Source organism: Actinoalloteichus sp. AHMU CJ021 (genome assembly GCF_002895405.1).
GTDB classification, from domain to species: Bacteria; Actinomycetota; Actinomycetes; order Mycobacteriales; family Pseudonocardiaceae; genus Actinoalloteichus_B; species Actinoalloteichus_B caeruleus.
Genome location: NZ_CP025990.1, coordinates 4212010 through 4237819, shown reverse-complemented (window position 1 = coordinate 4237819; position 25810 = coordinate 4212010). Strand labels below are relative to the sequence as shown.

The window sequence follows — 25810 nt, the reverse complement described above, 5'->3', positions numbered from 1 at the left end:
CCCGGCCGATCGCCGGGGAGCGCCCCTCGCCTCCGTCCTTGGCTCGGTGTTGCTCGCTGGTGTGTCTGCGGCGGAGAGATCAGGTGAACCCCGCGGGGAAGGCGCCGACCGGAGGCGCGTCCGGTCGGCGGTCGGGCCCCGCGGGCCCGCTCATCCCTTCACCGCTCCCTGGGCGATGTTGGCGACGATCTGCTTCCCGAAGATGACGAAGACCAGGAGGATCGGGATCGTGGCCAGCGTCGTCCCGGCCAGCACCAGCGAGTAGTTGGTGTAGTAGCCGGCCTGGAGCCGTTCCAGGGCCACCTGCACGGTCGGGTTCTGCGCGTCCAGGACCACGAGGGGCCAGAGGAAGTCGTTCCAGGAGTGCATGAAGGTGAACAGGCCGAGGATCGCGGCCGCGGGGCGGGCGATCGGCAGGACCACGTGCCAGAAGGTCCTGATCATGCTGCACCCATCGACCCTCGCGGCCTCCAGCAGTTCGTGGGGCAGCGCTCCGACCAGGTACTGGCGCATCCAGAACACGCCGAACGCGGTCACGAGGTTCGGGACGATCACGGCGGCGAGCTGGCCCTGCCAGCCGTAGGAGGTCATCGCGATGTAGAGGGGGATGATGCCCAGCTGGGTGGGTACCGCCAGCGTGGCGACCACGAAGGCGAACAGGGCGCCGCTCCCCCTGAACCGCAGCCGGGCGAAGGCGTAGCCGGCGAGGGTCCCGAAGAGCACCACCGAGACCGTCACCGTGGTGGCCACGATCAGGCTGTTGCCCAACGCCAGCCAGAAGGGAACGGTGTCGAACACCTCGGCGGCGTGGGAGAAGAAGTTCGCACCGGGCAGCAGGGGTGGGATGCGTTCCCGCACCACGGAGCTCTCGTGGCTGGCGACGATGAACGACCACCAGAGCGGGAAGACCGACCCGAGGACGAACGCGAGCAGCAGGCCGTAGGTCAGGAAGCGCGGCCGGCTGATCAGGGAGGCGTGTTCTCCTCCCTCGGACGCGCGGCGTCGGGTCCTCGGTGGCCGGGGAGCGGTCTGGGTACTCATCGACGTTCCTCCCCGGTCGAGGCGATCCGGCGGGTGATCAGGAAGTTGATCAGCGCGATCACGACGATCAGCAGGAACAGCGTCCAGGCGATCGCCGAGGCGTACCCGAGGTCGAAACGCTCGAATCCGGCCTGGTACATGAACAGGGTGATGGTCTGGAACTGGTTGTCCGACCCGCCGTTGTTCGAGCCCGGGATGTCGCTGAACAGCTTGGGCTCGGTGAAGATCTGGAGACCACCGATGGTCGAGGTGATCACGACGAAGATCAGCGTGGGCCGCAGCAGCGGCATCGTGACGCTGAAGAACCGGCGGAAGGGCCCGGCCCCGTCGACGACCGCGGCCTCGTAGAGGTCCCGGGGGATGGCCTGCATGGCGGCCAGGATGATGAGCGCGTTGTACCCGGTCCACCGCCAGTTCACCATCGTGGCGATGGCGACGTGGCTGGCGAAGCGGTCGCTGTGCCAGTTGATCCGGTCGAAACCGAAGAACTCCAGCACGTTGTTGATCAGACCGTAGTTATGCCCGAACAGGTTGCTGAAGATGATGCCCAGGGCGACGAGGCTCACCACGTACGGGATCAGCACGCTGACGCGGAAGCCGGTGCGGGCGCGGATCCTCGCGTCCAGCAGCACGGCCAGCAGCACCGCGATCACCAGCTGCGGACCGGTGGACAGCAGGAAGATGCTGATGGTGTTGACCAGCGCCTTCCAGAACTGGTCCGACTCGATCAGCCTGGCGTAGTTGTCGAGCCCCACGAACTGCTGTTCGTCCGCCAGCATGTCCCAGTCGAACAGCGAGACGTAGGCGGTGAAGAGCAGCGGGAACAGGCCGACCAGGCCGAAGACGATGAAGAACGGCGCGATGTAGAAGTAGGGCGCCGACTTGACGTCGAAGCGGTAGAGGCGCTGTCGCAGGGTCAGGTCGTTCTTACCGGAGCCTGAACGGCCTCCGGGCGGTGGAGACGGTTTCCGGGACGCCTCGGCGGTCTCGGAGCGCAGATCGGCCAACTCCCCTCCTCGGTAGGGGCTGCGCGGACGCGGCGGACGGATGACGGTCGTGGAGCGGACGGGGCGCCGTCACGGCACCCCGTCCGGGAGGTCGCGGTCAGCCCTCCAGTTCGTTGGCGCCGCGTACCGCCTGCTCCCACGCCTCGTCCGGGCTGGCCAGTCCCTGTTCGATGGTCTGGATGGCCGGTCCGAAGACGTTGTCCTGCAGGTCGCCGTCGCTCGGGCCCTTGTACTGCGCCCGCTCGATCCGCTTGGCCGCCTCCGAGAAGAGCGGTCCGACGTCCGGGGTGGCGAAGTAGTCGTCGCGGTGCTCCAGCAGCTCCTCCATGTCGAGGGCCTCGACCTGCGCCGGGAACGGGCCCTCCGCCACGAAGGCGCGGATCTGCTGCTCGGGGGCGGTGAGCCAGGCCGCCAGCTCCGCCGCCTCCTCGGGGTGCTCGCTCTGGGTGGGCACCGTCAGGTAGGTGCCGCCCCAGTTGCCGCCGCCGTCGGGGAAGGTCGGGCTGATGGCCCACTGCCCGGCGTGCTCCTCGCCGGAGTGCTCCTTGATCGGCCCCATCATCCACGCGGGGCAGGTCTTGGTCGCGAACGCCGAGTCGGCGAACCCGCTCTCCCACTCGTTGCTGAACGCCGCCAGCCCGGCGGACTGGCCGCCCTCGACCGCCGCGGTCATCCGGTCCCAGTTGTGCCGGACGTCCTCGTTGCTCTCGACGATCAGGTTGTCCTCGGCGTCGTAGTAGCCGAACTCGAGCTGGTTGTTCATGGCGTTGAAGACCTGGCTGCCGTTGTCGAACCAGGCGGAGCCGATGTCGGCCGAGGTGAACTCGTCGCCGGCCTCGAAGTAGGCCTCCCAGGTCTCGAAGAGGGGAGCCACCTCCTCCGGGTCGGAGGGCAGGCCAGCCTCCTCGAAGAGGTCCTGTCGGTAGCACATCGCCAGCGGGCCCATGTCGGTCCCATAGCCGATCAACCGGCCCTCGGCGTCCTGACCGCCGGCGTACTTCCACTCCTGCCAGCGGTCCTCGAGCCCCTCGGGACCGATCTCGGTGAGGTCGTTGAAGCGGGAGGAGGCACCCCGGGCCCGGGCCATGTGCCCCTCCTCCACGGCCTCGATGTCGGACAGTCCCGATCCGGCGCCGAGCTTCTGGAACAGGTTCTGGTGGTGGGCGGGGGACCGTCCGGTGTGCTGCTGGACGATGGTGATGCCCGGGTTCTGCTCCTCGTACTCCTCCAGCAGGGCCTCGTAGCCCATCGAGCCGAAGGTCGCGATGGTCAGCTCGATCTCACCGTCGCCGCCGCCACCACCTCCCCCGCCACCACCGCACGAGGCCAGCGTCAGCACGGCCGCCATCCCGGCCGAAACGGTCAGCGTTGTCCTGGATAAGTGACGCATCGTTGAATCACGCACCTCGAACTCCCTGTTGGTGGGTGCGACGGTCGACCTGCTCGAGGAACGACGGCGCCACACCTCATGTGAGCGCTCCCAAATTCGCTTGACCAGTCTTCGAGTGACACGCCCCACTGTCAAGCACTGTTGCAGGCCCGTGACCTGAAGATCACGCTCCAGGGTCGACCCACCCATCGAAACCGCACGCTGACCTGCTCGAAAAGTCCTCGATGGAGGGACAAACGAACCAGCGGTCCTTTGTGGTCACCCTCCAACGTGGCGCTCGTCGCTTGCCCCGGCGCCAACTAGCCCGGGAGCGCTCTCACGAGTAGGCTCGACGCGGGGCCTCACGCACCGTGACCACTCCACCACCAGGGCGTTCGTCGTCTCGGTTCCAGTGGTCCGGGTGGCCTACCATCGGCGGTAGGAGCGCTCACACCCACCACGGGGGCGGGGCGGGGAGCACCTCGCTGGCCCACCACCAGTCGGTTGGCCAGCGGGGCTCGGAACGGCCCCTTGGGTAGGCGCTAGTCGGGGAGGTACATCAGTGGTGGAAGCCACACGCAGCGGGAACGGGAGTGCCCGTCCCACCCTGGAACAGGTGGCGGCGGCCGCGGGGGTGTCCCGGGGGACGGTCTCCCGTGTGGTCAACGGTTCCCCCCAGGTCAGCGAGGCCGCTCGAGCGTCGGTGCTGGAGGCCGTGCAGCAACTGGGTTACGTTCCCAACCGGGCCGCCAGGAGCCTCGCCACCCGTCGCGCCGACTCGGTGGCCTTCGTCGTCTCCGAACCGGAGTCCCGCGTCTTCACCGAGCCCTTCTTCGGCAGTCTGCTGCGGGGTGTCAGCAAGGAACTGTCCGCCAGCGGTCTCCAACTGGTGCTGGTGATGGCCTGGACGGCCCGGGAACACGCCCAGGTCGAGCAGTACGTCCGCAACGGTCACGTCGACGGGGCCGTCCTGGTCTCCGTGCACGGGGACGATCCGCTGCCGTGGCGGCTGATGGAGAACGGCACGCCGGTGGTCATGTCCGGCCGTCCGCAGCTCTCACACCCCTCCCTCCCCTACGTCGACTCCGACAACGTCGAGGGCGCGCGCGCCGCGACCGCCCATCTCTACGAGCGCGGTCGCCGCCGCATCGCGGCGATCACCGGACCGCAGGACATGTCGGTGGGGGTGGACCGGCTCGCCGGCTACCGCAAGGCCCTCCGCGGGCGGCGGGGAGTCCCCCGTGACCTGTGCGCCTTCGGCGACTTCAGCCAGGAGAGCGGCGAACGGGCGATGCGCCAGCTGCTCGAACGCGACCCCGAGCTGGACGCCGTGTTCGCCGCGAGCGACATGATGGCCGTCGGCGCGTTGCGCGCGCTGCGGGCGGCCGGGCGACGGGTCCCGGACGACGTCGCCATCATCGGGTTCGACGACTCCGAGACGGCCAGGCACACCGACCCCCCACTGACCTCGGTACGACAGCCGACGGAACTGATGGGGCGCGAGATGACCCGCATGTTGTTGACCCTCATCGAGGGCGGGAGCACGACCAGCGAACCGGTCATCCTCCCCAACGAGCTGGTGTTGCGCGGCTCGGTGTGAGCCGGCGCCCGACCCGGACCAGGTCGACCCCGGCAGGCCACCCAGGACGGAGTGGGGCGCCACCCGCTCGCCGTTGAGCGGATGGCGCCCCGGTCAACGGGTCAGCCGAAGAGTTCGGCGTGGGTCGCGAAGGCGGTCGCGATGTCCGTCTGCGCCCAGAACCGGTGGTAGGTGAAGGTCGGCGCCGGTCCGCCGTCCAGGTAGGCCTGCACCTGCGGCCAGTCGGGGTCGTCCTGGTAGAAGCTGCGGATGGACCCGAAGGTGGAGTCGGAGTCGATCACGTCCCCGTTGGGCATCGTGCCGGTCCAGCCGTTGGGGATGTAGAGCTGCTGGTCCCCGGTCTCATCGAACCGCGAGTAGTCCTCCCGGGTCTCCTCGGTGGCGATACCAAGGTCGGTCTGGTTCGCCAACAGCGCGTCGAGCAGCCCCTCCCCGGTCGCCAGGGCGGCGCTGTCGCCGGTGGCGGCCGCGTAGTAGAGCAGCGTCTTGGCCAGACCCGCGGCCACCCCGACGTCCTGGCTCTGGTCCACCACGCTCACCCGCAGCGACGCGTTGTCACCGGGGTTGGCGGCGTCCCAGGTGTCGGGCTCCCCGCTCCACGAGAGGTTGCTCGGCACCCCGAAGTCGCCCCCGGTTCCGACCGTGGTGTGCTCGATGGCCCAGGGGATCCAGTTGTCGAGGATCTCGCCGGCGCGCTCGTCGCCGGTGATGTGGTGGTACTGGGCCACCCGCTCCATGTCCCACACCTGGAAACCGAACCAGTTGTTGCTCGGCGGGTCGTTCCACACCGGCTGCCAGTCGTAGGCCATCCCGTAGAAGGTGGGGTGGTCCGCTCCAGGGTCGGAGTAGTCGCCCTGCCAGCTGTTGGTGGCGCCGCCGGCGATGCCACCGTCGGCGGACTGGAGCCACCGCAGGAACTCCAGTTGGCGGTCGAGGCTGGTGGCCCAGTCCTCCTGGGCGGTCGGTGACTCGGGGATCAGCCCGTCGACCTCGGACAGCGCCCAGGCGGCCAGGACGTTCTGGTAGCCCTGGTGGGAGGCGCTGGAGCCGATGCGGAACGCCCACGGGTACTGGGCGTCGGCCAGGGCCCCGCCCCACGAGTAGTACCAGGACAGCAGGTAGTGCGCGCTGTCCTTGCCCTGCGCTCCCGGGCACCCGGTCTCGCTGGTGCAGTCGCCGATCTGCTTGAAGTACTTGTCGTACATCGAGTACCGCAGGTAGTCACCCATCTTCGCGGCGTCGGCCACGGTGTCGGCGACCGCTCCCGCCTGCCCCTGCTCCTCGGCCCAGGTCTGCGCCAGGTAGGCGACCTGGACGGCCCTGGCGTCGGCGTCGGGGGCGTTGGTGTAGCGCCACTGCGGGGAGTAGGCCTGGTCGTCGGTGAAGAGGTCGAGGAAGCCGTTCTCCCCGCCGAACTCGAAGGTCTCGCAGGAGGGGTGCGGAACGGTCTCCCACACCGACTCGCCCGAACCGCGCTGGTAGGTGTTGATGAAGGCCGGCTCGTCGTCGGTCCCGTCGCCGCAGAAGCCGTAGCCGTAGACGTTGTCCACGTCGAGCAGCCAGTGCATGCCGTAGATCTCGTCGGTGCCGTAGGTGGCGCTCAGCTCGCTGGCCAGCGGGTCCTCACCGACCGGCACGTCCTGGCGGAGCAGTGCGGGGTACTGCGTGGGCGAGGGGTGCTCGGCCGCGTAGGTCGCGGGGCTCCCGGGGTCGTAGGAGGAGTTCGTCGGTTGGTCCTCGGTCCCCGGGATGGCGAAGCGCTCCAGCGACTCCCAGGCCGCGTTGAACGGCTCCCAGTCACCGGTCACCCTGCCGTAGCTCGCCTCCAGCCACAGGTAGTAGCTGAACGCCTCGGAGGTGGTCTGGTGGCCGTGGTCGGGTGCCTCCACCAACAACGTCTCGACCGAGTGGTAGGGCACCAGCAGCCCGTCGAACTCGCGGAAGTAGCCGCTGGCCGGGTCCTTGATCTTCTCGTACTGGTCGAGGAAGGCCGCCTCGTACTCGGAGGGCTGGCGGGGCTCGACCTCGACGTCGGCCGGCAGGTCGTCGGCCGGGGCGCCGCCGAAGGCCGCCCCCGAGGTCACCGGCACCATCGCGGTGGTCAGGAGGGCCGCCGCCGCGAGGACGGGCGCCTTTCTCACCGACCTCCGCCGTAACGTGGACGCTGTCATGGCAGGGATGTCCTCCACTCGTCACTGGACCTTCACCGGGAACGGGCGCTCCCGGGCGAGCGCCTCCCTCCGGGCAGACGGGTCCCCGCAGTCGCGGTCAACCGGTTCGTCTCCGCCGCCGGATCGAATGAGCGCTCTCGTGCTGGATGACCGCGACTGGGGGTTGGGGTCCGGTGCGGAACGCGTGGGCGCGCAGCACGTTCCGCACCGGAGTCAGGAGGGCGGCCGACCGGCCACCGGTGTCCTCAGCCCGTGCCGCCACCGGAGGGCGGGAAGTCGGGCAGCGGGTCGCCGCCGTACTCGGCGTAGAGCTTGACCAGGGCCGAGGTGAACCCGGCGTTGTAGTCCAGGGCGACCTCGTTGGAGACGTAGTCGGTGCGGTCGTCCACGTACTGGTCGTCTGGCAGGGCCGGGCCGCCGACCAGCGCCCCGTACAACACGTGGGTGTTGGTCGCGGGAACGTGGATGTCGTCGGTGGTGGACCCGTGGGCGGAGCGGTGGTGGGGGTTGACCGGCGGGTTCTCACCGAAACCGACCACGTAGCTGGACTGGCGGGGGTTGTCGCCGAGGGCGTAGTCGACCTGGCGGACACCGAAGTCGTGGTACCGCTGGCGCAGCGCCGGGTCGCTCACCGTCTCGCTGTGCACCAGCGCGGCGAAGGCCGTCGTGGTCGCGTATCGGAGCGAGCCCCAGGTGTCGAGCACCGCCTGCCCGCCCGGGGAGTAGTCGACCCGGTCACCGTTGACCCCGACCGTCCAGAAGTCCAGCCACCGGTTGGCGTCCTCCACGTACCGCTGCTCGCCGGTGAGCTGGGCCATCAGCACGTAGCTGCCGTAGGCCTTGTCCGACCAGGACTGCGTCCAGCCGTAGGATTTCCAGCCGTTCGGGTCCGGCAACAGCTCGTACTCCTGACGAGCCTTGTCCAGGTAGGACCGCTCGCCGGTGGCGCGGTGGAGCCAGATGGCGCCCCAGACCAGCTCGTCCTGGTAGCCGCCCCAGGAGTTGTAGAAGTCCTGCGCGTTGGTGATGCAGTCGGAGTAGACACCTCGGTGGGTGTCGGCGAAGTCGTACAGCTGCCGCGCGTGCTCGACGAGGGTCTCCGCGTAGGCCGGGTCGGAGTCGGCGAACACGAGCGAGGACGCGGCGAGGGCCGCCGCCGTCTCCCCGGCGAGGTCGGAGCCGGGGCAGCTGGGGTCGATCCGGAAGGCGGGCCGTTCCATCGTCATCGCCTCGGCCGGCCCCCAGAAGGAGTGGTCGAGATGGCCGTCGCCGACCTGTCCGTACAGCACGTCGGGTTCCGGGTGCGCCCGCAGGATGTAGTCGGTCCCCCAGCGCAGGTTGTCCCTGAGGTGTTCCAGCTGGCCCGACTCGGCGTACGCGTCGGGCTCCTCGACGGCTCCCCAGGCGAGCATCGTCATGGTGTAGGCGAACGGGAAGCCGAACTTCACGTGGTCCCCGGCGTCGTAGAACCCGCCGCTGAGGTCGAGGCCCACGTCGGAGCCGTCGTCCACGGCCGAGTCGCCGCGCCAGCTGACCCTGTTGTCGGCGGGCAGCACCCCGGAGCGCTGCGCGTCGTAGAACCAGATCGACTTCTGGAGTGCCTCACCGTAGTTGAACTGGCCGGTCCTCGGTTCCGCTCCGCCGGTGTCGGCCAGCGCGGGCGGGGTGGCTCCGAGCGCGGTCACCGTCAACAGCGAGATCGCTGCGGTCAGGCACGTACGTCTGCGTAACGGGCCGTTCGTCACGGCTACTCCTCACGTGAAACCTCGTCGGACGCGGGGCGTCGAGTCGATGAGACGTGTCGTGATGGGAGCGCTCCCAGGCCCTGATCGTAATTCTTGCGCAACACGGTGTAAACCCCGAATGTCGCGCAAAGTGATATTTCGCTTACCGCCCGCGACAGACGGGTGAGGGGGCTCCGCTGTCCGGCCGAACACGAGCCTTTCCCTGCTCCGTTCGGTCGCGCACCCCAGCGCGCGGGGCGGCACCCGCTCGGCCGACGGCTCCCTACACCGGCCTACCCGGCGCGACCGACACCTGGGAGCGCTCCCAACTTTCGTCCCGTCGGTGGATCGGGAAGTGAGCCGAAGGCAGGCCCCGGCCGTGGCGGTCGGCGCACGCCCGGACGAGGACGAAGCCCACCCGCCGCGCCGCGCCCCACGGCGCGCGGTGTTCGACTGACGTCGACGCCGCCCACTCGCACCGTTCGACACGGCGGCCACCGACCACGCGGGGTCCACCACCGGAAGCCGCGGGACCGGGCCCGGTGGCCCAGGGCGCGGGGAGGTAGCCGAGCCGGCGAACGGACCGACGCGGAACGGCGACATCGGGGACCCGCCCCGAGGTCAGTGGACCCCGGGACGAGGGGCTTGGCCGCCCCGCCCCTGGATTCGAGCCCCGGCCACCCCGGTGCGGGGCGGCACCGACGCCTCCCGTCGGTCCGCGCCCGAGGCCAGGCGACATCGACCGGACGAGGGACGAACGGGCGGGGAACCCGGGACGCCCGCGAGCAGGACGACCATCGCGCCGCCCCCCGGCGAACACCACACAGCCCGCCCGGGAGTACCCGGACGGGCTGTGTGCGGCACGTCGTCGCTCAGGCTGGACCGAACGACAGGTCAGTCGGCGACGGAGACGCCCATCGACCGCGCGGAACCGGTGACGACCTTGATGGCGGCCTCGATGCTGGTCGCGTTCAGGTCGGGCATCTTGCGCTCGGCGATCTGCCGAACCTGCTCCTGGGTCAGGGAGCCACCGGAGCCGTGGCCCGGCTTGGCGTGGCCCGTGGTGACCCCCAGGGCCTTGCGGATCAGGAAGCTCGTCGGCGGGGTCTTGTACCGCAGGGAGTAGCTGCGGTCCTCGTACACCGTGATGACCACGGGAGCGATCTCGCCACGCTGGGCCGAGGTGGCCTCGTCGTACTCGAGCTTGATCTGGCGGGTGTTCGCGCCGGTCGGGCCGAGCATCTTACCGAGGTCGACCATGGCAGCGTTGCCAGCTTCGAGCTCCAACGTCGCTTCGAACGTCTTACGCTGCTTGGGAGGCATAATCGAAAACCTTACCTTGTCAGAAATCCTGGCCTGTCGGCGTTCGGCACCGCAGGGCATCCTACGCCAGCGCTCATGGCGCACTCGGCGCGGGGCCGCACCATGCTGTCCAGGCAGTCGACATCGGGTCCGCGCCGTTCGCGGGTGGACAACGTCCCACGGGTCCCGGCGCGTGATCAGCCTGCCTCAGCCGAGGCGGTTCGCCGCGTTCCCGGTCAGCCTACCGCACGGGCCGGGCCCCTGGTGCGGGCGTCGAACGCGCACCCCCACGAGCCGCCCACCGCGCGGCCCGCGCGGTGGCCCCGGGTCCTCCCCCTGGTCCTCCCCCGGGAGCCCTCGACCGCGATGCCACGCGGCCCCGCCACCCGGTCGTGCGAGGTGCGCCGCGCACCGCGACTGACAGCGAGCGAACACCCCAACCTGGGGGATTCGACACCCACCAGGGGGTGAACAGCGATAACGAGGGGGTCGCGATTGGCTGGCCTCCGCGTCAGGGCCTCCGGTCATGCGGTAACTTCGGCCGCCACACGGCACCACAAGATCCGCGGCTGGCGAGAACGCCACCCGGCGGCTGCTGACGTCCCTCGTGCTGCTGCTCCACCACGTCCGCCCGCCCCCAGGGCGACGGGCCGGGCGGACGCGCCACGACGGTGGCAGTTGACAACCCGTGACCACATCCTCTGGGGAGTGAGAGCATGGCCAGCGTCCCGGCCGCACCGGCCGCAGGCACCGACCGCCCCAAGCGCCGGCAGACCAGCTGGGACCTGCTCCGCGGTTTCGCCATCATCTTCGTCATCGTCCAGCACGCGACCTGGGGCGGACCGTTCCTGGTGTCCGAACTGGAGCGGCGCCCGTGGGAGTTCAGCATCCAGTCGGGCGCGGCGATCATGATGATGATCTCCGGCTACTTCGTTTGCCAGACGCTGAGTTCCAAGGGCCCGGGAACACTGCTCCGGAACCGGTTGGCCCGGATGCTCCCGGCCTTCCTGGTCGCCACCCTCCTCACCCAGATCATCACCCACCTGATCGGCCCCGAGTCGCTCCAGCGCAGCTTCACCTCGATGATCGGCACCATGCTGGTGCTCCCCCCGGGTTTCGTCGAGGGGATCGCCAGGACCGACGGCAGCTACTGGACCGTGCCGGTGCAGATCATCATGTTCTGCGTCGCGGCGCTGCTGTGGCCGCGTCGGTGGGGGCACGGGTGGCGGCTGCACCTGGTGCTGGCGGCGGCCATCACCCTGCCGGTGGTGGCCAAGCTGACGCTCACCGAGCCGGGTCTGGCCCAGGAGGTCCGTTCCCTGCTGTCCGCCGGAGGCGCCTACCGGGCGCACCTGTTCGCCGCCGGCGCCGCCCTGTGGCTCTGGGGTAACCGGCGGGGGAACTGGGCGACGCTGTTGCTGGTGCCGGCGGCGGTGTGGGCCCACGAGTTCCACCACGACGACATCGACTCGACGTTGTGGGTCGCGATCGCCACCGTGGGCATCGCGCTCGCCGCCCGGGGCAAGGACTACTACCACCCGGTGATGCGGCCCATCATCTGGCTCGCCGGGATCTCCTACTGCGTCTACCTGGTCAACCACAACATCGGCTACAGCGTCATGTACCAGCTGTCCGAGGCGGGCTGGCCGCCCATGGCCCAGTCGGGTGCCATGCTCGTGGTGGCGGTCGTCCTGGGTTGGGCGTTGACCCGCCTCGTCGAGGAACCGGCGGCGAACTGGTTGCGCTCGGGCGGCCTCTGGTCACGGCGGAAGGCGGCGCGGGCGGCGGCCGCCGGCGGGTCGGCGACCCACGACACGGTGTCCCAGGACACGGAACGGGAGTCCACGGTCACGGCGACCCCCCAGGACCGCGAGCCGGTCAGCCACCTGAGCTGGGTGGACACGGCGAGCGGCGCCGAGGTCGGCCGGGTGGAGGCACCGGCCAGGGCCGTGGACGACGCGGGGAGGGCGTCCACGGACGACCCGGCGGCGTCCTCCCGGGCCACGGCGACCGGCCCGGTGCCGAGGGTGGACTGACCTCCACCACCGTTCGGGGTCGGCCCGGCTCGACGGGCTCCGGCCAGCTCGGCCGAAGCGGGCCGGCACGAGCTCGAGCTCAGCCGACCATCCGCAGGGCGAAGGAGCTGTGCGCGGCGGTACCGAGTGCCCGGCGGACGACCAGGTGCAGCCGCCCCATCCCCTCCAGTTCCCGAGCCCCGCGCAGGCCGCCCGCGTTCAGCGGCAGCATCCCCGCCGCCCGGACCAGGGTGAAGAGATCGACCCGGGCCTGTTCGTCGTCCGTGGCGACGAAGACGTCCACCACGCCCGGGCCGAGGAGCGCGCCGGCGGTGACGGTGTTGAACGCCTTCACCACCACGGTGCCCGCGGGGACCAGCCGGGCCAGTTCCTCCGCCGCCGACGCCGGACCCGGCTCCGGGGACGCACCCGCCCCGGGCAGCCCCCGGTCCGGGTTGCTCACGTCCACCAGCACGCGGCCGGGGAGGTGCTCCCCGTACTGGGCGATGATGGCGGGGGCCGCCGCGAAGGGGACCGCGAGAACCAGCAGGTCGGCGGTGACGGGGTCGCCGAGGGTCGCGGGTCGCACCGCGTGGTCGTCCCGCGCCACCGCGGTCACGAGCCGCTCGGCGGCGCGGGTCGTGCGCCCGTACACCGTGACGGAGTGGGCGGCCGGGGCCAGCCGACCGGCCAGCCCACGTGCCATCTCGCCGGCCCCGATGATCGCCACGTCCATGCCGTACCTCCCGACCTCGCTCGAGCGGACCGGTGCGTACCCATCACAACGCCTCGCCGGGCGCGCCGCAGGTTTCGTGCTCCCTGTGGGTGACTGTCCGTGATCAACCCCAGCCCTAGGGGGTCAGTCGAACGCGGTTGACGAGCCGGGGCGCCCTGGGCAACCCCCGGCCTTGGCCGACCGGAGCCCGCGAGGCGCCGTGCCCGTTGGCCAGCAGCGACCGGGCCCGGCCCCACCCCGTGGCACCGAACCGCCGAGCGCGCGTTACCCAGCATCCAGTCACGGGCAGTGCCCAGTGAATCTCTTTCCGATGAGGGGCCGCCGAGGCGCCCTGCGGGGTCGGACGCCGCCACCCGCCGCCATCCCGGGCGCCGAACGCCCCGGCCGTCCCGCGACGGGTCGACGGGGGTGCGAGGCGCGTTCGACCGCTCCCGGCCGAGGGCCCGCGACCCGGGCCCTCGTCGCGCAGGACAGCCCGTGGCACGGCGGACCGGTGTCGGTCGTGCCGCGGCTGCCCGCCAGCGGTGTCGTCTGGTTGACCCCCTCCGACTGATCCGCTCGGACCCTCGGGTCCCCCGGCCGCGTCCCGCCCCCTCGGCTGGCGAGGGACGTCGATCGCGCACCGCTCGGCGGCGGTGACGCACGGTCCCGCTGGGCGGCGAAAAGCGCGAAACCGACAGTGGACGCCGACCCGGGAAAGTAGCCTGCTGGCCCGGGAGATCCGCCTGTGCCACCGAGCCGGGTCGGAACCGCCTCCCGTCGTGGCCCAACCTCTGACAGGAGCAGCGTGGCAGTGGCCAGCTCATCCAGAACGCCGTCCCCCGCCAGGATCGTGGCCGCGCTCGTCGTGGGCCTGGTGGTCCTGGTGGCCTGCGGGCACCGGGAGGTCGTCGGGACGGCGTCGGCCCTGGAGCGGATCAGCCCGGACGAGGCGGCCGGGCTGCCCATCACGAGCGGCCCCAGCGGCCCGAGGGCCTCGACTCCCCCCATCAGGGCCACCGCCCTGAACAGCGACGGGGGCCCGCTGGACCAACTGGCGCTCGCCGCGGTGACCGACCTGTACGACTACTGGGAGGTCGAGTTCCCCGCGACCTTCCCAGGGCTGACCTTCGAACCGGTGGCGACGCTGCTGTCCTACGACGCGAACGGGCAGGGCGTTCTGGTGTGCGGCATGGACACGACGGGCGTGCCCAACGCCTTCTACTGCCCGTCGGACGACTCGATCGCCTGGGACCGGGGCGTCCTGCTCCCCGAGCTCCGCAACACCTTCAGCGAGATGGCGGTGGTCACGGTCATCGCCCACGAGATGGGGCACGCGGTCCAGTACAAGGCGGGTCAGATGGGGCCGGCGATGCCCACGATCCTCGCCGAGCAGCAGGCGGACTGCTACGCGGGCGCCTACTTCCGCTACGTCGCCGACGGGGAGTCCCCGTTCTTCGAGATCTCCACCGGCGAGGGACTGAACGCCATCCTCGCGACCCTGTTCTTCATCAGGGACCAGGCGGGGACGGACTACCTCGCACCCCGGGCCCACGGCAGTGCCTTCGACCGGGTCTCGGCGTTCACCTTCGGCTTCACCGACGGGCCGTCCCGCTGCGCGGAGATGGACATCGAGGAGTTGGAGGGGCGCATCACGCAGCTGGAGTTCGCGGAGGGCGACGCCAACTCCGGTGAACTGCCGATCGTGGAGGAGAACGTCGAACACGTCGCCGGTTCCCTCCGCGAGGTGTTCGCCCGGTTCGGCGACGGGCCGGCGCTGGACTACCAGGGCGTGTCGTGCGGGAACACCGCTCCGGTGGCGTTCTGCGAGGCGGAGGACGTGATCTCCCTGGACCTGGCGGCGCTCCAGGTGATCGGGACCGCACCGAGGCGGCAGGGCGACAGCGGTATCGGCGACTTCGCCGCGTTCGCCGAGATCGCCTCCCGGTACGCGCTCTGGGTCCAGGCACGGCAGGGGCTGCCGTTGCGCGGGGACGAGGCCGGGTTGCGCACGGCCTGCCTGGTCGGCGCGTGGGCCGGCGAACTGCTGCCGGACGGCGCGCCGCGACCCGGTCGGGTCCGGATCTCCCCCGGCGACCTGGACGAGGCGATCGCCGAGCTGCTCACGGAGGGGAGCCTGATCGCCGCGGACATCGACGGCGAGAGCATTCCCGCCGGTTTCGCCCGGGTGGAGTCGTTGCGCATCGGTTTCGAGGACGGGATGGACACCTGCCTCGACGAGTTCAGCGGGTGATCAGGCTCCGGCGCCGGGGGTGACCGACGGGTCCAGCCCGTGGTCATCGGCTCCCACGCCCCGCACCGGGACGTCCGCCCGGGTCCCGACTTCTTCCTCGCCGCCACCCGCGAACCGGCTTGGCGGGCCGGGGTCGGCGGCCGCGCCCGGGCGGCTTGGTCCTCGACGGGCTCGCCCGGGGAGCGGTGGCGTGGGCGTCCGGCAGGCGGCCGACCTCGTGCGGAGGGCGTCCTCGCGCACACCTGCCACGGGGGCCGCCGGGCGACGCTGCGCGCGCCGGTCGCCACCGCCACCTCCGCCGCCCGGCGTCCACCGCCGCCCGGCGTCCACCGCCGCCCGGCGTCCGGCCGGGGTGTGGTGGTTCATCCTCCTCGGCGAACCACCACACCCTTGGCGACGACGCTCAGAACAGCGCGCTGGCGAGCGCTCGCCGCGCCGCGACGACCCGCTCGTCGGAGGCGGGGAACAGTTCGAAGAGCTCGACGAGGTGTGTCCGGACCCGGTCGCGGTCCTCGCCGCTGGTCCGCCGGACCAGTTCGATCAGCCGGTCGAACGCCGCCACCTCCTGCTGGGCGGACAGCTCGTAGTCGGCCGCCGCCAACTGGGCGTCGACATCGTCGGGCGCGGCGGCGGCACGCTCGACCGAGGACGGGTCGGCAGCCTGCGCCCTGGCGAGGAAGCGGACCTGGTTGAGCGCGTCCCTGGCCTGCTCGTTGGCGGGCTCGGTGTCCAGGATGTGCTGGTACGCCCGCTCGGCCGCGTCGAAGTCACCCCTGTCCAACGCGGCCTCGGCCTCGGTGAACCGGGGGTCCTCCGGAACCTCCGGCTCGGTCGGCTCCTCCGCCGGGGTGGCACCCTGTTCGGCGGCGCTGATGCCCGGCAGCTTGTCGCGCAGCGCGTCGAGCAGCGAGCCGATCCACTCGCGGATCTGGGGCTCGGGCTGGGCGCCGGCGAAGGCGTCGACAGGCTGTCCCCCGGCGATGGCGACCACGGTCGGCACCGACTGGACCCCGAACACCTGGGCGATGCGCGGGTTGGCGTCAACGTCGACCTTCGCGAGCACCCAGGCGCCGTTCGCGGCAGCCGCCAGCTTCTCGAGCACCGGCGACAGCTGTTTGCACGGCCCGCACCAGGTGGCCCAGAGGTCGACGACCACCGGGACCTGGAGGGAGCGTTCCAGCACCGCCGTCTGGAAGTCGGCCTCCGTGACGTCGATGACGTGGGGGGAGGAGGTGCCGGGGGTCCCGTTCCCGGCACCGGGGCCCCCTGCCGGGGACGCCGGGGTCTGGGTCTGCTGCCTGGCCGCGTCGGCTCTGGCCTTCACTGCGGAAAGATCGACCGCACCGGACAGCGCGGCGGACAGAGCTGCGGTCTGGCGTGGATCTGGCCTCGTCACGTCCCCCATCCTGGCACGGAGCGCGGATCCCCCGCCGCGAGGTCAGCGATCCGGTTCCCGGAGGCGGCCGGGTCAGAACCGGGCCGGTTCGGTGTAGTCGCCCCACTCGGCGCGGAGGGCACCGCAGATCTCCCCCAGGGTCGCTTCCGCCCGCACCGCCGCCAACATGGGCTCGATCAGGTTGTCCTCGCCGCGCGCCGCCCTGACGAGCTCGGCGAGCGCCTCCGCCACCACGCGCTGCCGCCGGGCCGTCTTCCTCGCCGCCAGGACCCGCTGCTGCTCGCGTTCGACCTCGTCGCTGACCCGGAGGATCTCCAGATCCCCCTCGGTGGGTTCGACGTGGCGGTTCACCCCGACCAGCCGCCGGTCACCCCGTTCCAGTGCCCGCTGGTGCGCGAAGGCGGCGTCGGCGATCTCCCCGGCGAACCAGCCGTCCTCGATGCCGCGCAGGATCCCCGAGGTCATCTCGCCGATCGGGTGCTCGCCCGACGGGACGGCGCTGGCCGCCATGTCCCGGATCCGACCGAAGATCCGTTCCGCCTCCTCCTCCAACCTGTCGGTGAGGGCCTCCACGTACCAGGAGCCGCCGAGGGGGTCTGCGACGTTGGTGATCCCGGTCTCCTCGGCGATGACCTGCTGGGTGCGGAGGGCGATCCGCGCGGCGCGCTCACCGGGGAGGGCCAGCACCTCGTCGAGGGCGTTGGTGTGCAGGGAGTTGGTGCCGCCCAGCACGGCGGCCATCGCCTCGACCGCCGTCCGGACGATGTTGTTGTCCGGCTGCTGGGCGGTGAGCGACACGCCGGCGGTCTGGGTGTGGAACCGCATCCGCTGCGCCTTCTCGGTGGTGGCACCGTAGACGTCGCGCAGCCAGCGGGCCCAGGTCCGCCGCGCGGCGCGGAACTTCGCGATCTCCTCGAAGAAGTCGATGTGGGCGTCGAAGAAGAAGCTGAGGCCGGGGGCGAACCGGTCGACGTCCAGTCCGCGCGCGAGACCGAGTTCCACGTACCCGAACCCGTCGGCGAGGGTGAAGGCGAGTTCCTGCGCGGCGGTCGCCCCCGCCTCCCTGATGTGGTAGCCGGAGATCGAGAGGGGCTTGTAGTCGGGGGTGTTCCGCACGCAGTACTCCAGGAGGTCACCGATCAGCCGGAGGTGTGGTTCCGGCCCGAAGAGCCACTCCTTCTGCGCGATGTACTCCTTGAAGATGTCGGTCTGGAGGGTGCCGTTGAGCGCCCCGACGTCCACGCCCTGTCGCTCGGCCGACACCAGGTACATGCAGAAGACGGGCACCGCCGGCCCGGAGATGGTCATCGAGGTGGTGACCTGGTCGAGGGGGATGCCCTCGAACAGCAGATCGGTGTCGGCGGCGGAGTCGACGGCCACCCCGCAGTGCCCGACCTCGCCCCGCGCGCGCTCGTCGTCGGAGTCTCGGCCCATGAGGGTCGGCATGTCGAACGCGACGGAGAGACCGCCGCCCCCCTGGGCCAGGATCGTCCGGTACCGCTCGTTGGTCTGGCGCGCGGTGCCGAAACCCGCGAACTGGCGGATCGTCCAGGGCTTCTCCCGGTACCCCGTCGTGTGAGGCCCCCGGGTGAACGGGAACTCCCCGGGCCAACCGATGCGGTCGAAACCGGGGACGACGCCCCCTTCCGGGGGGCCGTAGACGGGGTGCACCGGAACTCCGGACAGGGTGGTGACGTCGACGTCCGGGACCCGGCCCGAGGCGGCGGCGGCCTCGTAGCGCTCCCGCCAGCGCCGGCGGCCGGGTTCGGGGTCGTCTGGTCGGGGGTCCCGCCCCGTTCCGCGTTCCGACATCCTGACCTCCGCTCGTGCCCGCGTCGATCGACGGACCCCGGTGCGCCGTCATCAGTGTGCCGACGACCGGCGGTGATCACAGCCCGAGCGGCGGGGGCGGCCGTCCCGGGTCAGCCCTCCCCGGCCAACCGGCGCTCCACCCGCTCGACCTTGGCCCGCAGTTGCCCGGTGAAACCGGGGCGGATGTCGGCCTTGATGACCAGGGACGCGCGGGGCGCCCGCGCGAGCACGGCGTCGGTGGCGCGTCGGACCACGTCCATGACCTCGTCCCACTCCCCCTCAACGGTGGTGTACATCGAGGACAGCTCGTACGGGAGTCCGGAGTCCCGCACGATCCGCACCGCCTCGCTCACCGCGCCGCTGACGCTCTCCGGGCTCTCCTCCCCCCTGGCACCACCCGTGGGGCTGACGCTGAAGGCGACCAACATGAGCACGCACCTCCTGTTCGGGCGCCGGCGGCTCCGGCGCCTCCGTTCCCGGGCTACCCGGTGGGTCCGGGACCCGCCAAGCGGTCGGGCCCACCTCCGACGCTGCTAGCGTCAGTTGTCATGACCGCCCAGCAACCACTTCCGTTCGATCCGATCGCGCGCGCCGCCGAACTGTGGGCCTCGCGCATCGGGCCCTCGAGCACGATGGCCGCGGTCACCAGCGTGATGCGGGTGCAGCAGCTCCTCCAGTCGGCGGTCGACGGTGCGCTGCGTCCCCTGAGCCTCACCTTCGCCCGGTACGAGGCACTGGTGCTGTTGACCTTCTCCCGGCGGGGGGCCCTCCCGATGAGGGTGATGGGCGAGCGGCTCCAGTTGCACCCCACCAGCGTCACCAACATCGTCGACCGGCTCGAACGGGACAAGCTGGTGCGCAGGACACCGCACCCCACCGACCGGCGGACCACGCTGGTGGAGATCACCGACGCGGGGCGGGGACGGATGGAGGCGGCCACCACCGCCGTGACCTCGGTGAACTTCGGGATGCGGGGCCTGAACGAGCAGGAGATGACCCAGTTGACCCAGCTGCTCACCGGCGTCCGGCTGGCGCACGGGGACTTCAGCCGCGAGCCGACCGAGGGGTGAGTCGCCTCACGCGGCGGCACGCTCGTCGAGGGGCGCCCTGACCGCGCCGGGGTCGGCCAGCTTCCCCTTCCTGGTGGCCCAGCGCTCGAACAGCACGGTTCCCAGCGGGGGCACGCTCGCCACCAGCGCCCAGAAGAGGGTCACCAGGTTCCACCTCAACGCGCGGGCGGTGACCAGGGCCACGACGACGTAGAGGATGAAGAGCACCGCGTGGACCCGGCCGAAGATCGCCACCCCCACGTCGTTGTGCACCACGACGTACTTGAAGAACATGCCGACGAGCAGCCCGACCCAGGAGGCGGCCTCCGCCAGGGCTGCGAGGCGGAAGCGACCGACCGGCGTGGTGAACACTGCACTCCTCCTGGGGCTCGGTGGCGCCGGGCGACGACCCCGGCGGTCCCCAGTGTGCTCAGTGCCCCACGTCACCGGGCGACCGGGTCGCCGTCGGCCCACCCCGGCCGGCGACATTGCTCCCGCTATCGAGGACAGCGTCGGACGAATTCGGCTGACCGCCCTACTTTCTCCGACCCGCTGGCGTGACGACTTGACGCAATGCGAGGTTTCCCTTCAGGCCCCACTCAGCCATAACCCGGGAGCTACTTAATCGATAAAGCTGTGCTATTGGCGTAAACGGTCGCCGGGAATGGGCCCAGCCGGCCGATGATCCGTCGAACTGTTGACAGCGAAGCGTCTACCGGGTGAGATGAGCTAGCTGTGACGACCTTGCCCGAGGGATTACGACGCCACCGACGTGCGACCATGAACGACGTGGCACGACTGGCCGACGTGAGCATCAAAACCGTTTCCCGGGTGGTGAACAACGAGCCCGGAGTACATCCGTCCACCGCGGAAATCGTCCTGTCGGCAATCGATCAACTCGGATTCCGCCGTAATCTCGGTGCCCGGAATCTGCGTCGCGGCTCGGCGACCGGAACGCTCGGCCTGTTGCTGGAGGACGTGGCCAACCCCTTCTATTCCCAGGTGACGAGAGCGGTCGAGGAGGTGGCGAGGAAACACGACCACCAGGTCCTCGCCGGTTCCTCCGACGAGAGCCACGTCCGGGAGCGCGAACTGGCGTTGGAGTTCTGCTCCCGCCGGGTCGACGGGATGTTGCTGGTCCCCTCCGGGGTCCAGCACGGCTACCTCGTACCGGAGATGCGGGCGGGCACCCCCATCGTGTTCCTGGACCGGCCGCCGGGGGACATCGCCGCCGACACCGTGTTGGTGGACAACCAGGGCGGTGTCGCCGAGGCGGTGGCCCACCTGGTGCGGCACGGCCACCGGCGGATCGCGTTCTTCGGGGACTCGCCCCACATCTACACGGCGGGCGAACGGGTGCGCGGCTACCGGGAGGGGCACGCCTCAGCCGGCCTCCCCTTCGACGAACGGCTCGTCTTCATGGGGCCGCACGACGAGACCACGCTGACCTGCGGCCTCTCCCGCATCAGCGGCGGCGCGGCCAGGGCGACAGCGGTCATCGCCGGCAACAACCGGATCACCGTCGGTCTGCTGCGCGCCCTCCGAGGCCGTTCCCACCGCCCCGCCCTGGTCGGCTTCGACGACTTCGAGCTGGCCGACCTGATGGCTCCACCGATCACGGTCATCAGCCAGGACGTGCCAGAGTTGGGACGAACGGGCGCGGAGCTGCTGTTCTCCCGGATGGCGGGGGACGGTTCACCGCCGCAACGGGTCGTCCTGCCGGTGCGGCTGATCCCCAGAGGCTCAGGGGAGACGCCACCTCCCCCCGAGGACTGAGACCGGGCGCGGCCGACACCCCCGGACAGGGAACGCGCCCGCCCCTTCCAACGGAGCGGCGCGACGCGACCGGCACCGGCCGGCGCGCACCTCGGAGCACCGCCGAAACCGACCCGCCCGGCCCGTCCCCGGATCGATCCGCCCGGCCCGTTCGAGGGGCACCGTCGGGGTCAGGGGGTGTAATGGACCGGTGGTGACGGCGAGCGGGAGCGGGCGATGGGTGGCGCACCTCGACATGGACGCGTTCTTCTCCTCCGTCGAGCAGCTGACCCGCCCCACCCTCCGGGAGTCGCCCGTGCTGGTCGGCGGTGCGGGGCCTCGGGGCACCGTGGCGGGAGCGAGTTACGAGGCCCGGGCCTACGGCGCGCGGTCGGCGATGTCGATGGCCCACGCCAGGCGGCTCTGCCCGGTGGCGACCGTCATCCCGCCTCGCTTCACCGTCTACCAGGCCGTCAGCGCCCGGGTCTTCGACCTGGTGCGCCGGTTCAGCCCGGTGGCGGAGCAGGTCTCGCTGGACGAGGCGTTCATCGAACCCGGCTCGCTGGCCGGGGCCCAGGCCGACGAGGTGCGCCGCGTCCTGGCCGAGCTGCGTGCCCGCATCCACTCCGAGGTGGGCATGGTGGCCTCGATCGGGGCCGGCTCGGGCAAGTCGGTGGCCAAGATCGCCTCGGATCTGGCCAAGCCCGACGGTCTGCTCGTGGTAACTCCGGAGGAGCAACGCGCGGTACTGCGTGATCTTCCGGTCCGGGCGCTGTGGGGGATCGGCCCGGTCTCCGAGGGCAAGTTGCGGCGGATCGGGGTGCAGACGCTCGGTGAGTTCGCCGACCTCGATCCCGCCACCGTCACCGCGCTGCTCGGGACGGCCGTCGGCCGGGAGCTGCACGACCTCGCCCACGGCAGGGATCCCAGGCCGGTGGCGGAACGTGCCGAGGTGAAGCAGGTCAGCGCCGAGACGACCTTCGACACGGACCTGGTGGACGGCGGCGCGCTGGAGAGCGCGGCCGTCTCGATGACGAGCGCCGCGCACCAGAGGCTGGTGCGCTCGCACCGCGCCGCCAGAACGGTGACGGTGAAGGTCCGCAGCGCGGACTTCGCCACCGTCAGCCGTTCGGAGACCGTCCGCGCCGCCACCTCGGACCTGTCGTCGCTCTCCGCGATGGCCCGACGACTGGTGAGCTCCGCCGTTCCTCCCGGCACACCTGTCCGGTTGGTGGGGGTGTCCCTGGCTGGGCTGACGACGGCGGAGCAGGAGTCCCTGTTCCCCGCGCCGCCAACCGCCGGCCCGGAGCCGCACCCGGACGAGGAGACCGGACCGGACGAGGCGACCGACGCCGGACCCACCCCTCGACCGGACACGGCCCCGCTCCCGGGCGGTCGTGACCGTGGCGGCCGTGGTTGGGCGGCGGGTGACGACGTCCGCCACCCCGAGCACGGGCACGGGTGGGTGCAGGGAGCGGGGGTCGGCAGGGTGACGGTGCGGTTCGAGACCAGGACGACCGGGCCCGGACCGGCCAGGACCTTCGCGATGGACGACCCCGCGCTGCGCGTCGCGGACCCGCTCGCGAGCCTGGACTGGTTACCCGTCGTGGGCAGGAGGAACGACCTGGCACGGGCCCGGACGGTCGAGGACGGGAGGACGCCGCACCCGGGTCCGGCCGCCGGTTCCACGACGGTCATGGAGTGGGTGGCACCCGTCGGCCAGGAGCACGACGCCGTGAGCTCGTGAACGAGCACCGGGAACAAGGGGCGACGTGGACGATGGTGGAGGAGCAGCCGACTGGCCGCGCCGGCGACGATCCGTTCTGGGCGGCGTGCCACCACGCGACGGGACTGAGCGGGAGTAGGCTGATCATCGAGGCCGCAAGGTCAAGAAATGATAACGGCACTCCATTCGCGCTGGTCGCGAAGGGTAAGCCCCGCGCAAGCGGGGGTGAGCCGGGCGACGTGGACGTGGTCCCCGACCCGGCGCAGTAAGCCCCGCGCAAGCGGGGGTGAGCCGTAGCCGCACCGATAGACCGCCAACCCGCACCGGTAAGCCCCGCGCAAGCGGGGGTGAGCCGGTGAACGCGTTCGTCGGCAACGGCCAGGTCACGTAAGCCCCGCGCAAGCGGGGGTGAGCCGTAGCCGACACGCTCGGCCTCGAGCCGATGGCGTAAGCCCCGCGCAAGCGAGGGTGAGCGGGTGCTCGACCGCGGATCTGAGCAGGGCGGCTACCGCCGCCACCCGCCGGTGAGCACCGCCCGGCCGGCCCGTTCGCGTCTTCGGTCCGGCCGGAACCGGGATGTCACACGTCCGGAACGCGCGGGCGGCTCATCGCCGTGGCCGCAGGCCCGCGACCAGCTCGTCCGCCGCCGTGTAGGGGTCGGTCCGCCCGGCCAGCACCCGGTCGGCGAGGTCGACCAGCGCGGAGCCGCCCCGCACATCCCCCAGCCGGCCCCGCAACTCCTCGACCGCGATCGCCTCGACCTCACTGGCGGCTCGCCGCCGCCGCCGGGCACTGAGCTCTCCGTGTTCCCGCATCCAGTCGTGGTGTTCGTCGACAGCCGCGACGAGCTCGGTCATCCCCTCCGCCCGGGATGCGACGGTCCGCACGATCGGCGGACGCCAACTCGGCCCCTCCTTCTCCCGGCGGCCCAGGGAGATCATGTGCTTGAGCTCGCGGACGGTCTGGTCGGTGCCCTCACGGTCGGCCTTGTTGACCACGAACACGTCCGCGACCTCGAGGATGCCCGCCTTCGCCGCCTGGATGCCGTCGCCCATGCCGGGAGCCAGCAGGACCAGGGTGGTGTCCGCCAGGGAGATGACGTCGACCTCCGACTGCCCGACGCCCACCGTCTCGACGAGGATGACGTCGAAGCCGGCGGCGTCGAGGACGCGCAGCGCCTGCGGCGTGGCCCAGGCGAGCCCGCCGAGGTGACCTCGCGTCGCCATCGAGCGGATGAACACCCCCGGGTCCAGCGCGTGGTCCTGCATGCGGACCCGGTCACCCAGGAGCGCACCACCGGAGAAGGGGGAGGAGGGGTCGACAGCCAGGACCCCCACCGTCCTCCCCTGGGCTCGTAGGGCCGTGACCAGCGCCGAGGTGGACGTGGACTTCCCCACTCCCGGTGGACCGGTCAGCCCGATCACTCGGGCGTGTCCCGTGTGGGGCGTGAGCTCGGCCGCCACGTCCCGCAGCCGAGGGCTGGCGTCCTCCACCAGGGAGATGAGCCGACCCAGTGCCCTCGGCTGTCCCGCGCGCGCCCGCTGGACCAGGTCGTCCACCTCGGCGTGGCTCATCGCTCGGCCCGGTCCGCCTCCGGGACGCGCAGCAGCAACGCGTCACCCTGCCCGCCCCCGCCGCAGAGACCGGCGGCGCCGAGGCCGCCACCGCGCCGCCGGAGTTCGAGCGCCAGGTGGAGGACCAGTCGGGCACCGGACATCCCGATCGGGTGGCCGAGGGCGATGGCACCCCCGTTGACGTTGACCCGGTCCAGGTCCACGCCGAGCTCCCTCGCCGATACCAGGCCCACCGCCGCGAACGCCTCGTTGATCTCGACGAGGTCGAGATCGGCCGGGGTGACACCGGCTCGCCGGCAGGCGGCCGCGATCGCCCGGGAAGGCTGTTCGTGGAGGCTGGCGTCCGGGCCGGCGACCACCCCGTGCGGGCCGATCTCGGCGATCCACTCCAGGCCGAGCTCCTCCGCCCTGGCCCGGCTCATGACCACCACGGCCGCCGCCCCGTCGGAGATCTGGGAGGCGGAGCCCGCCGTGATGGTCCCGTCGGTGGCGAAGGCCGGCCGCAGCGCCGCGAGGCCCTCGGCGGTGGTGTCCGGGCGGATGCCCTCGTCACGATCGACGACCACGCCCGGTGCGCCCCGACGTCCCGGGAGCTCGACGGGGACGATCTCCTCGGCGAGGACCCCGGCGGCGGTGGCGGCGGCGGCGCGCTGGTGCGAGGCCGCCGCGAAGGCGTCCTGCTCGGCGCGGGCCAGGCCGTACCGGGAGTTGTACCGCTCGGTCGACTCCCCCATCGCCACCTGGTCGAAGGCGCAGAAGAGGCCGTCGTGGGCCATGTGGTCGCGGAGCACGGCGTCCCCGTACTTCGTCCCGGTCCGGGAGTTCGGCAGGAGGTGGGGTGCCTGGGACATCGACTCCTGCCCGCCGGCCACCACCACGTCGAACTCACCGGCTCGGATGAGTTGGTCGGCCAGGGCGATGGCGTCGAGCCCCGAGAGGCAGACCTTGTTGATGGTCAGGGCGGGCACGTCCATCGGGATGCCCGCGGCGACCGCCGCCTGCCGGGCGGGGATCTGCCCGGCTCCCGCGGTGAGCACCTGTCCCATGATCACGTACTGGACCTGGTCGGGGGTCACTCCCGACCGGTCCAACGCGGCCCTGATGGCGACGCCGCCCAGCTGGGCGGCGGACTGATCCTTGAGCGAACCCAGCAGCCGCCCGATCGGGGTGCGGGCTCCGGCGACGATGACGGAACCGGTCACGGATGTTCTCCCTCGTTCCTCCGCCTACGACTGATCCGGACCCTACCGGCCCCGCCAGGACCGACGAGGGGTGACGGCGACCACACACGTCGTCACGG

General features: G+C 71.4%; 19 protein-coding genes. 6 read left to right on the top strand and 13 right to left on the bottom strand.

Annotated elements, in window-relative coordinates:
• Window positions 1-150 precede the first annotated feature (150 nt).
• The 3 genes from C1701_RS17940 to C1701_RS17930 form a co-directional block, all read right to left on the bottom strand.
• The gene (locus C1701_RS17940; protein ID WP_026418580.1) at window positions 151-1041 is read right to left on the bottom strand and encodes a carbohydrate ABC transporter permease; all 891 of its coding nucleotides are present in this window, start codon (window positions 1039-1041) and stop codon (window positions 151-153) included.
• Window positions 1038-1961 (bottom strand): carbohydrate ABC transporter permease, encoded by a 924-nt coding sequence (locus C1701_RS17935; RefSeq protein ID WP_162182577.1) that lies wholly within the window; start codon window positions 1959-1961, stop codon window positions 1038-1040. Before C1701_RS17935 ends, C1701_RS17940 begins: the two co-directional genes overlap by 4 nt.
• A gap of 184 nt (window positions 1962-2145) precedes the next feature.
• On the bottom strand, window positions 2146-3438 hold the full coding sequence (locus C1701_RS17930) for an ABC transporter substrate-binding protein (RefSeq protein ID WP_417853578.1): 1293 nt from the start codon (window positions 3436-3438) through the stop codon (window positions 2146-2148).
• 544 nt (window positions 3439-3982) lie between these two features.
• Between C1701_RS17930 and C1701_RS17925 the strand changes: the two genes are divergently transcribed.
• Window positions 3983-5017 (top strand): LacI family DNA-binding transcriptional regulator, encoded by a 1035-nt coding sequence (locus tag C1701_RS17925; RefSeq protein ID WP_026418583.1) that lies wholly within the window; start codon window positions 3983-3985, stop codon window positions 5015-5017.
• Window positions 5018-5118: 101 nt separating this feature from the next.
• On the opposite strand, the gene C1701_RS17920 is transcribed toward C1701_RS17925, so the two are convergent.
• The 3 genes from C1701_RS17920 to C1701_RS17910 all read right to left on the bottom strand — a co-directional run bounded on the left by C1701_RS17920 (window position 5119) and on the right by C1701_RS17910 (window position 10235).
• Complete coding sequence (locus tag C1701_RS17920; protein ID WP_026418584.1) at window positions 5119-7158, bottom strand: glycoside hydrolase family 48 protein; 2040 nt, start codon at window positions 7156-7158, stop codon at window positions 5119-5121.
• 275 nt (window positions 7159-7433) lie between these two features.
• Window positions 7434-8933, bottom strand: coding sequence for a glycoside hydrolase family 9 protein (locus tag C1701_RS17915; protein WP_103056298.1), 1500 nt, complete (start codon window positions 8931-8933; stop codon window positions 7434-7436).
• Between the two features lie 873 nt (window positions 8934-9806).
• On the bottom strand, window positions 9807-10235 hold the full coding sequence (locus C1701_RS17910) for a 50S ribosomal protein L11 (protein ID WP_026418586.1): 429 nt from the start codon (window positions 10233-10235) through the stop codon (window positions 9807-9809).
• A gap of 695 nt (window positions 10236-10930) precedes the next feature.
• On the opposite strand from C1701_RS17910, the gene C1701_RS17905 reads away from it, so the two are divergent.
• Window positions 10931-12250 carry an acyltransferase family protein gene (locus C1701_RS17905; protein WP_103056297.1) on the top strand — a complete coding sequence of 440 codons (1320 nt, stop codon included), beginning with the start codon at window positions 10931-10933 and terminating at the stop codon, window positions 12248-12250.
• 79 nt (window positions 12251-12329) lie between these two features.
• Here C1701_RS17905 and C1701_RS17900 read toward each other — a convergent pair whose 3' ends face one another.
• Complete coding sequence (locus C1701_RS17900; RefSeq protein WP_103056296.1) at window positions 12330-12965, bottom strand: NADPH-dependent F420 reductase; 636 nt, start codon at window positions 12963-12965, stop codon at window positions 12330-12332.
• Window positions 12966-13758: 793 nt separating this feature from the next.
• On the opposite strand from C1701_RS17900, the gene C1701_RS17895 reads away from it, so the two are divergent.
• Window positions 13759-15198 (top strand): neutral zinc metallopeptidase, encoded by a 1440-nt coding sequence (locus tag C1701_RS17895; RefSeq protein WP_026418589.1) that lies wholly within the window; start codon window positions 13759-13761, stop codon window positions 15196-15198.
• Between the two features lie 403 nt (window positions 15199-15601).
• Here the strand turns inward: C1701_RS17895 and C1701_RS17885 are convergent, their stop codons facing one another.
• The 3 genes from C1701_RS17885 to C1701_RS17875 all read right to left on the bottom strand — a co-directional run bounded on the left by C1701_RS17885 (window position 15602) and on the right by C1701_RS17875 (window position 18834).
• A complete protein-coding gene (locus C1701_RS17885; RefSeq protein WP_211237508.1) occupies window positions 15602-16603 on the bottom strand; it encodes a tetratricopeptide repeat protein in 1002 nt (333 codons plus the stop codon).
• Window positions 16604-16666: 63 nt separating this feature from the next.
• Complete coding sequence (locus tag C1701_RS17880) at window positions 16667-18406, bottom strand: acyl-CoA mutase large subunit family protein (protein ID WP_026418591.1); 1740 nt, start codon at window positions 18404-18406, stop codon at window positions 16667-16669.
• Window positions 18407-18516: 110 nt separating this feature from the next.
• Window positions 18517-18834, bottom strand: coding sequence for a thiamine-binding protein (locus tag C1701_RS17875; RefSeq protein WP_026418592.1), 318 nt, complete (start codon window positions 18832-18834; stop codon window positions 18517-18519).
• A 120-nt stretch (window positions 18835-18954) separates the two neighbouring features.
• Here C1701_RS17875 and C1701_RS17870 point away from each other — a divergent pair, with 120 nt between their 5' ends.
• Window positions 18955-19476, top strand: a complete 522-nt coding sequence (locus C1701_RS17870) for a MarR family winged helix-turn-helix transcriptional regulator (RefSeq protein WP_103056294.1) — start codon at window positions 18955-18957, stop codon at window positions 19474-19476.
• 6 nt (window positions 19477-19482) lie between these two features.
• Here C1701_RS17870 and C1701_RS17865 read toward each other — a convergent pair whose 3' ends face one another.
• Window positions 19483-19827, bottom strand: coding sequence for a DUF3817 domain-containing protein (locus C1701_RS17865; RefSeq protein ID WP_026418594.1), 345 nt, complete (start codon window positions 19825-19827; stop codon window positions 19483-19485).
• Window positions 19828-20235: 408 nt separating this feature from the next.
• Between C1701_RS17865 and C1701_RS17860 the strand changes: the two genes are divergently transcribed.
• Together C1701_RS17860 and C1701_RS17855 are read left to right on the top strand one after the other, a co-directional pair.
• Entirely contained in the window at window positions 20236-21231 is a 996-nt protein-coding gene (locus tag C1701_RS17860; RefSeq protein WP_026418595.1) for a LacI family DNA-binding transcriptional regulator, read from the top strand.
• A gap of 235 nt (window positions 21232-21466) precedes the next feature.
• Complete coding sequence (locus C1701_RS17855) at window positions 21467-22957, top strand: DNA polymerase IV (RefSeq protein WP_051313900.1); 1491 nt, start codon at window positions 21467-21469, stop codon at window positions 22955-22957.
• A 584-nt stretch (window positions 22958-23541) separates the two neighbouring features.
• Here C1701_RS17855 and meaB read toward each other — a convergent pair.
• Together meaB and C1701_RS17845 are read right to left on the bottom strand one after the other, a co-directional pair.
• Entirely contained in the window at window positions 23542-24510 is a 969-nt protein-coding gene (meaB, locus tag C1701_RS17850) for a methylmalonyl Co-A mutase-associated GTPase MeaB (protein ID WP_030105486.1), read from the bottom strand.
• The gene (locus tag C1701_RS17845) at window positions 24507-25712 is read right to left on the bottom strand and encodes an acetyl-CoA C-acetyltransferase (RefSeq protein WP_026418597.1); all 1206 of its coding nucleotides are present in this window, start codon (window positions 25710-25712) and stop codon (window positions 24507-24509) included. Before C1701_RS17845 ends, meaB begins: the two co-directional genes overlap by 4 nt.
• Window positions 25713-25810: the final 98 nt, after the last annotated feature.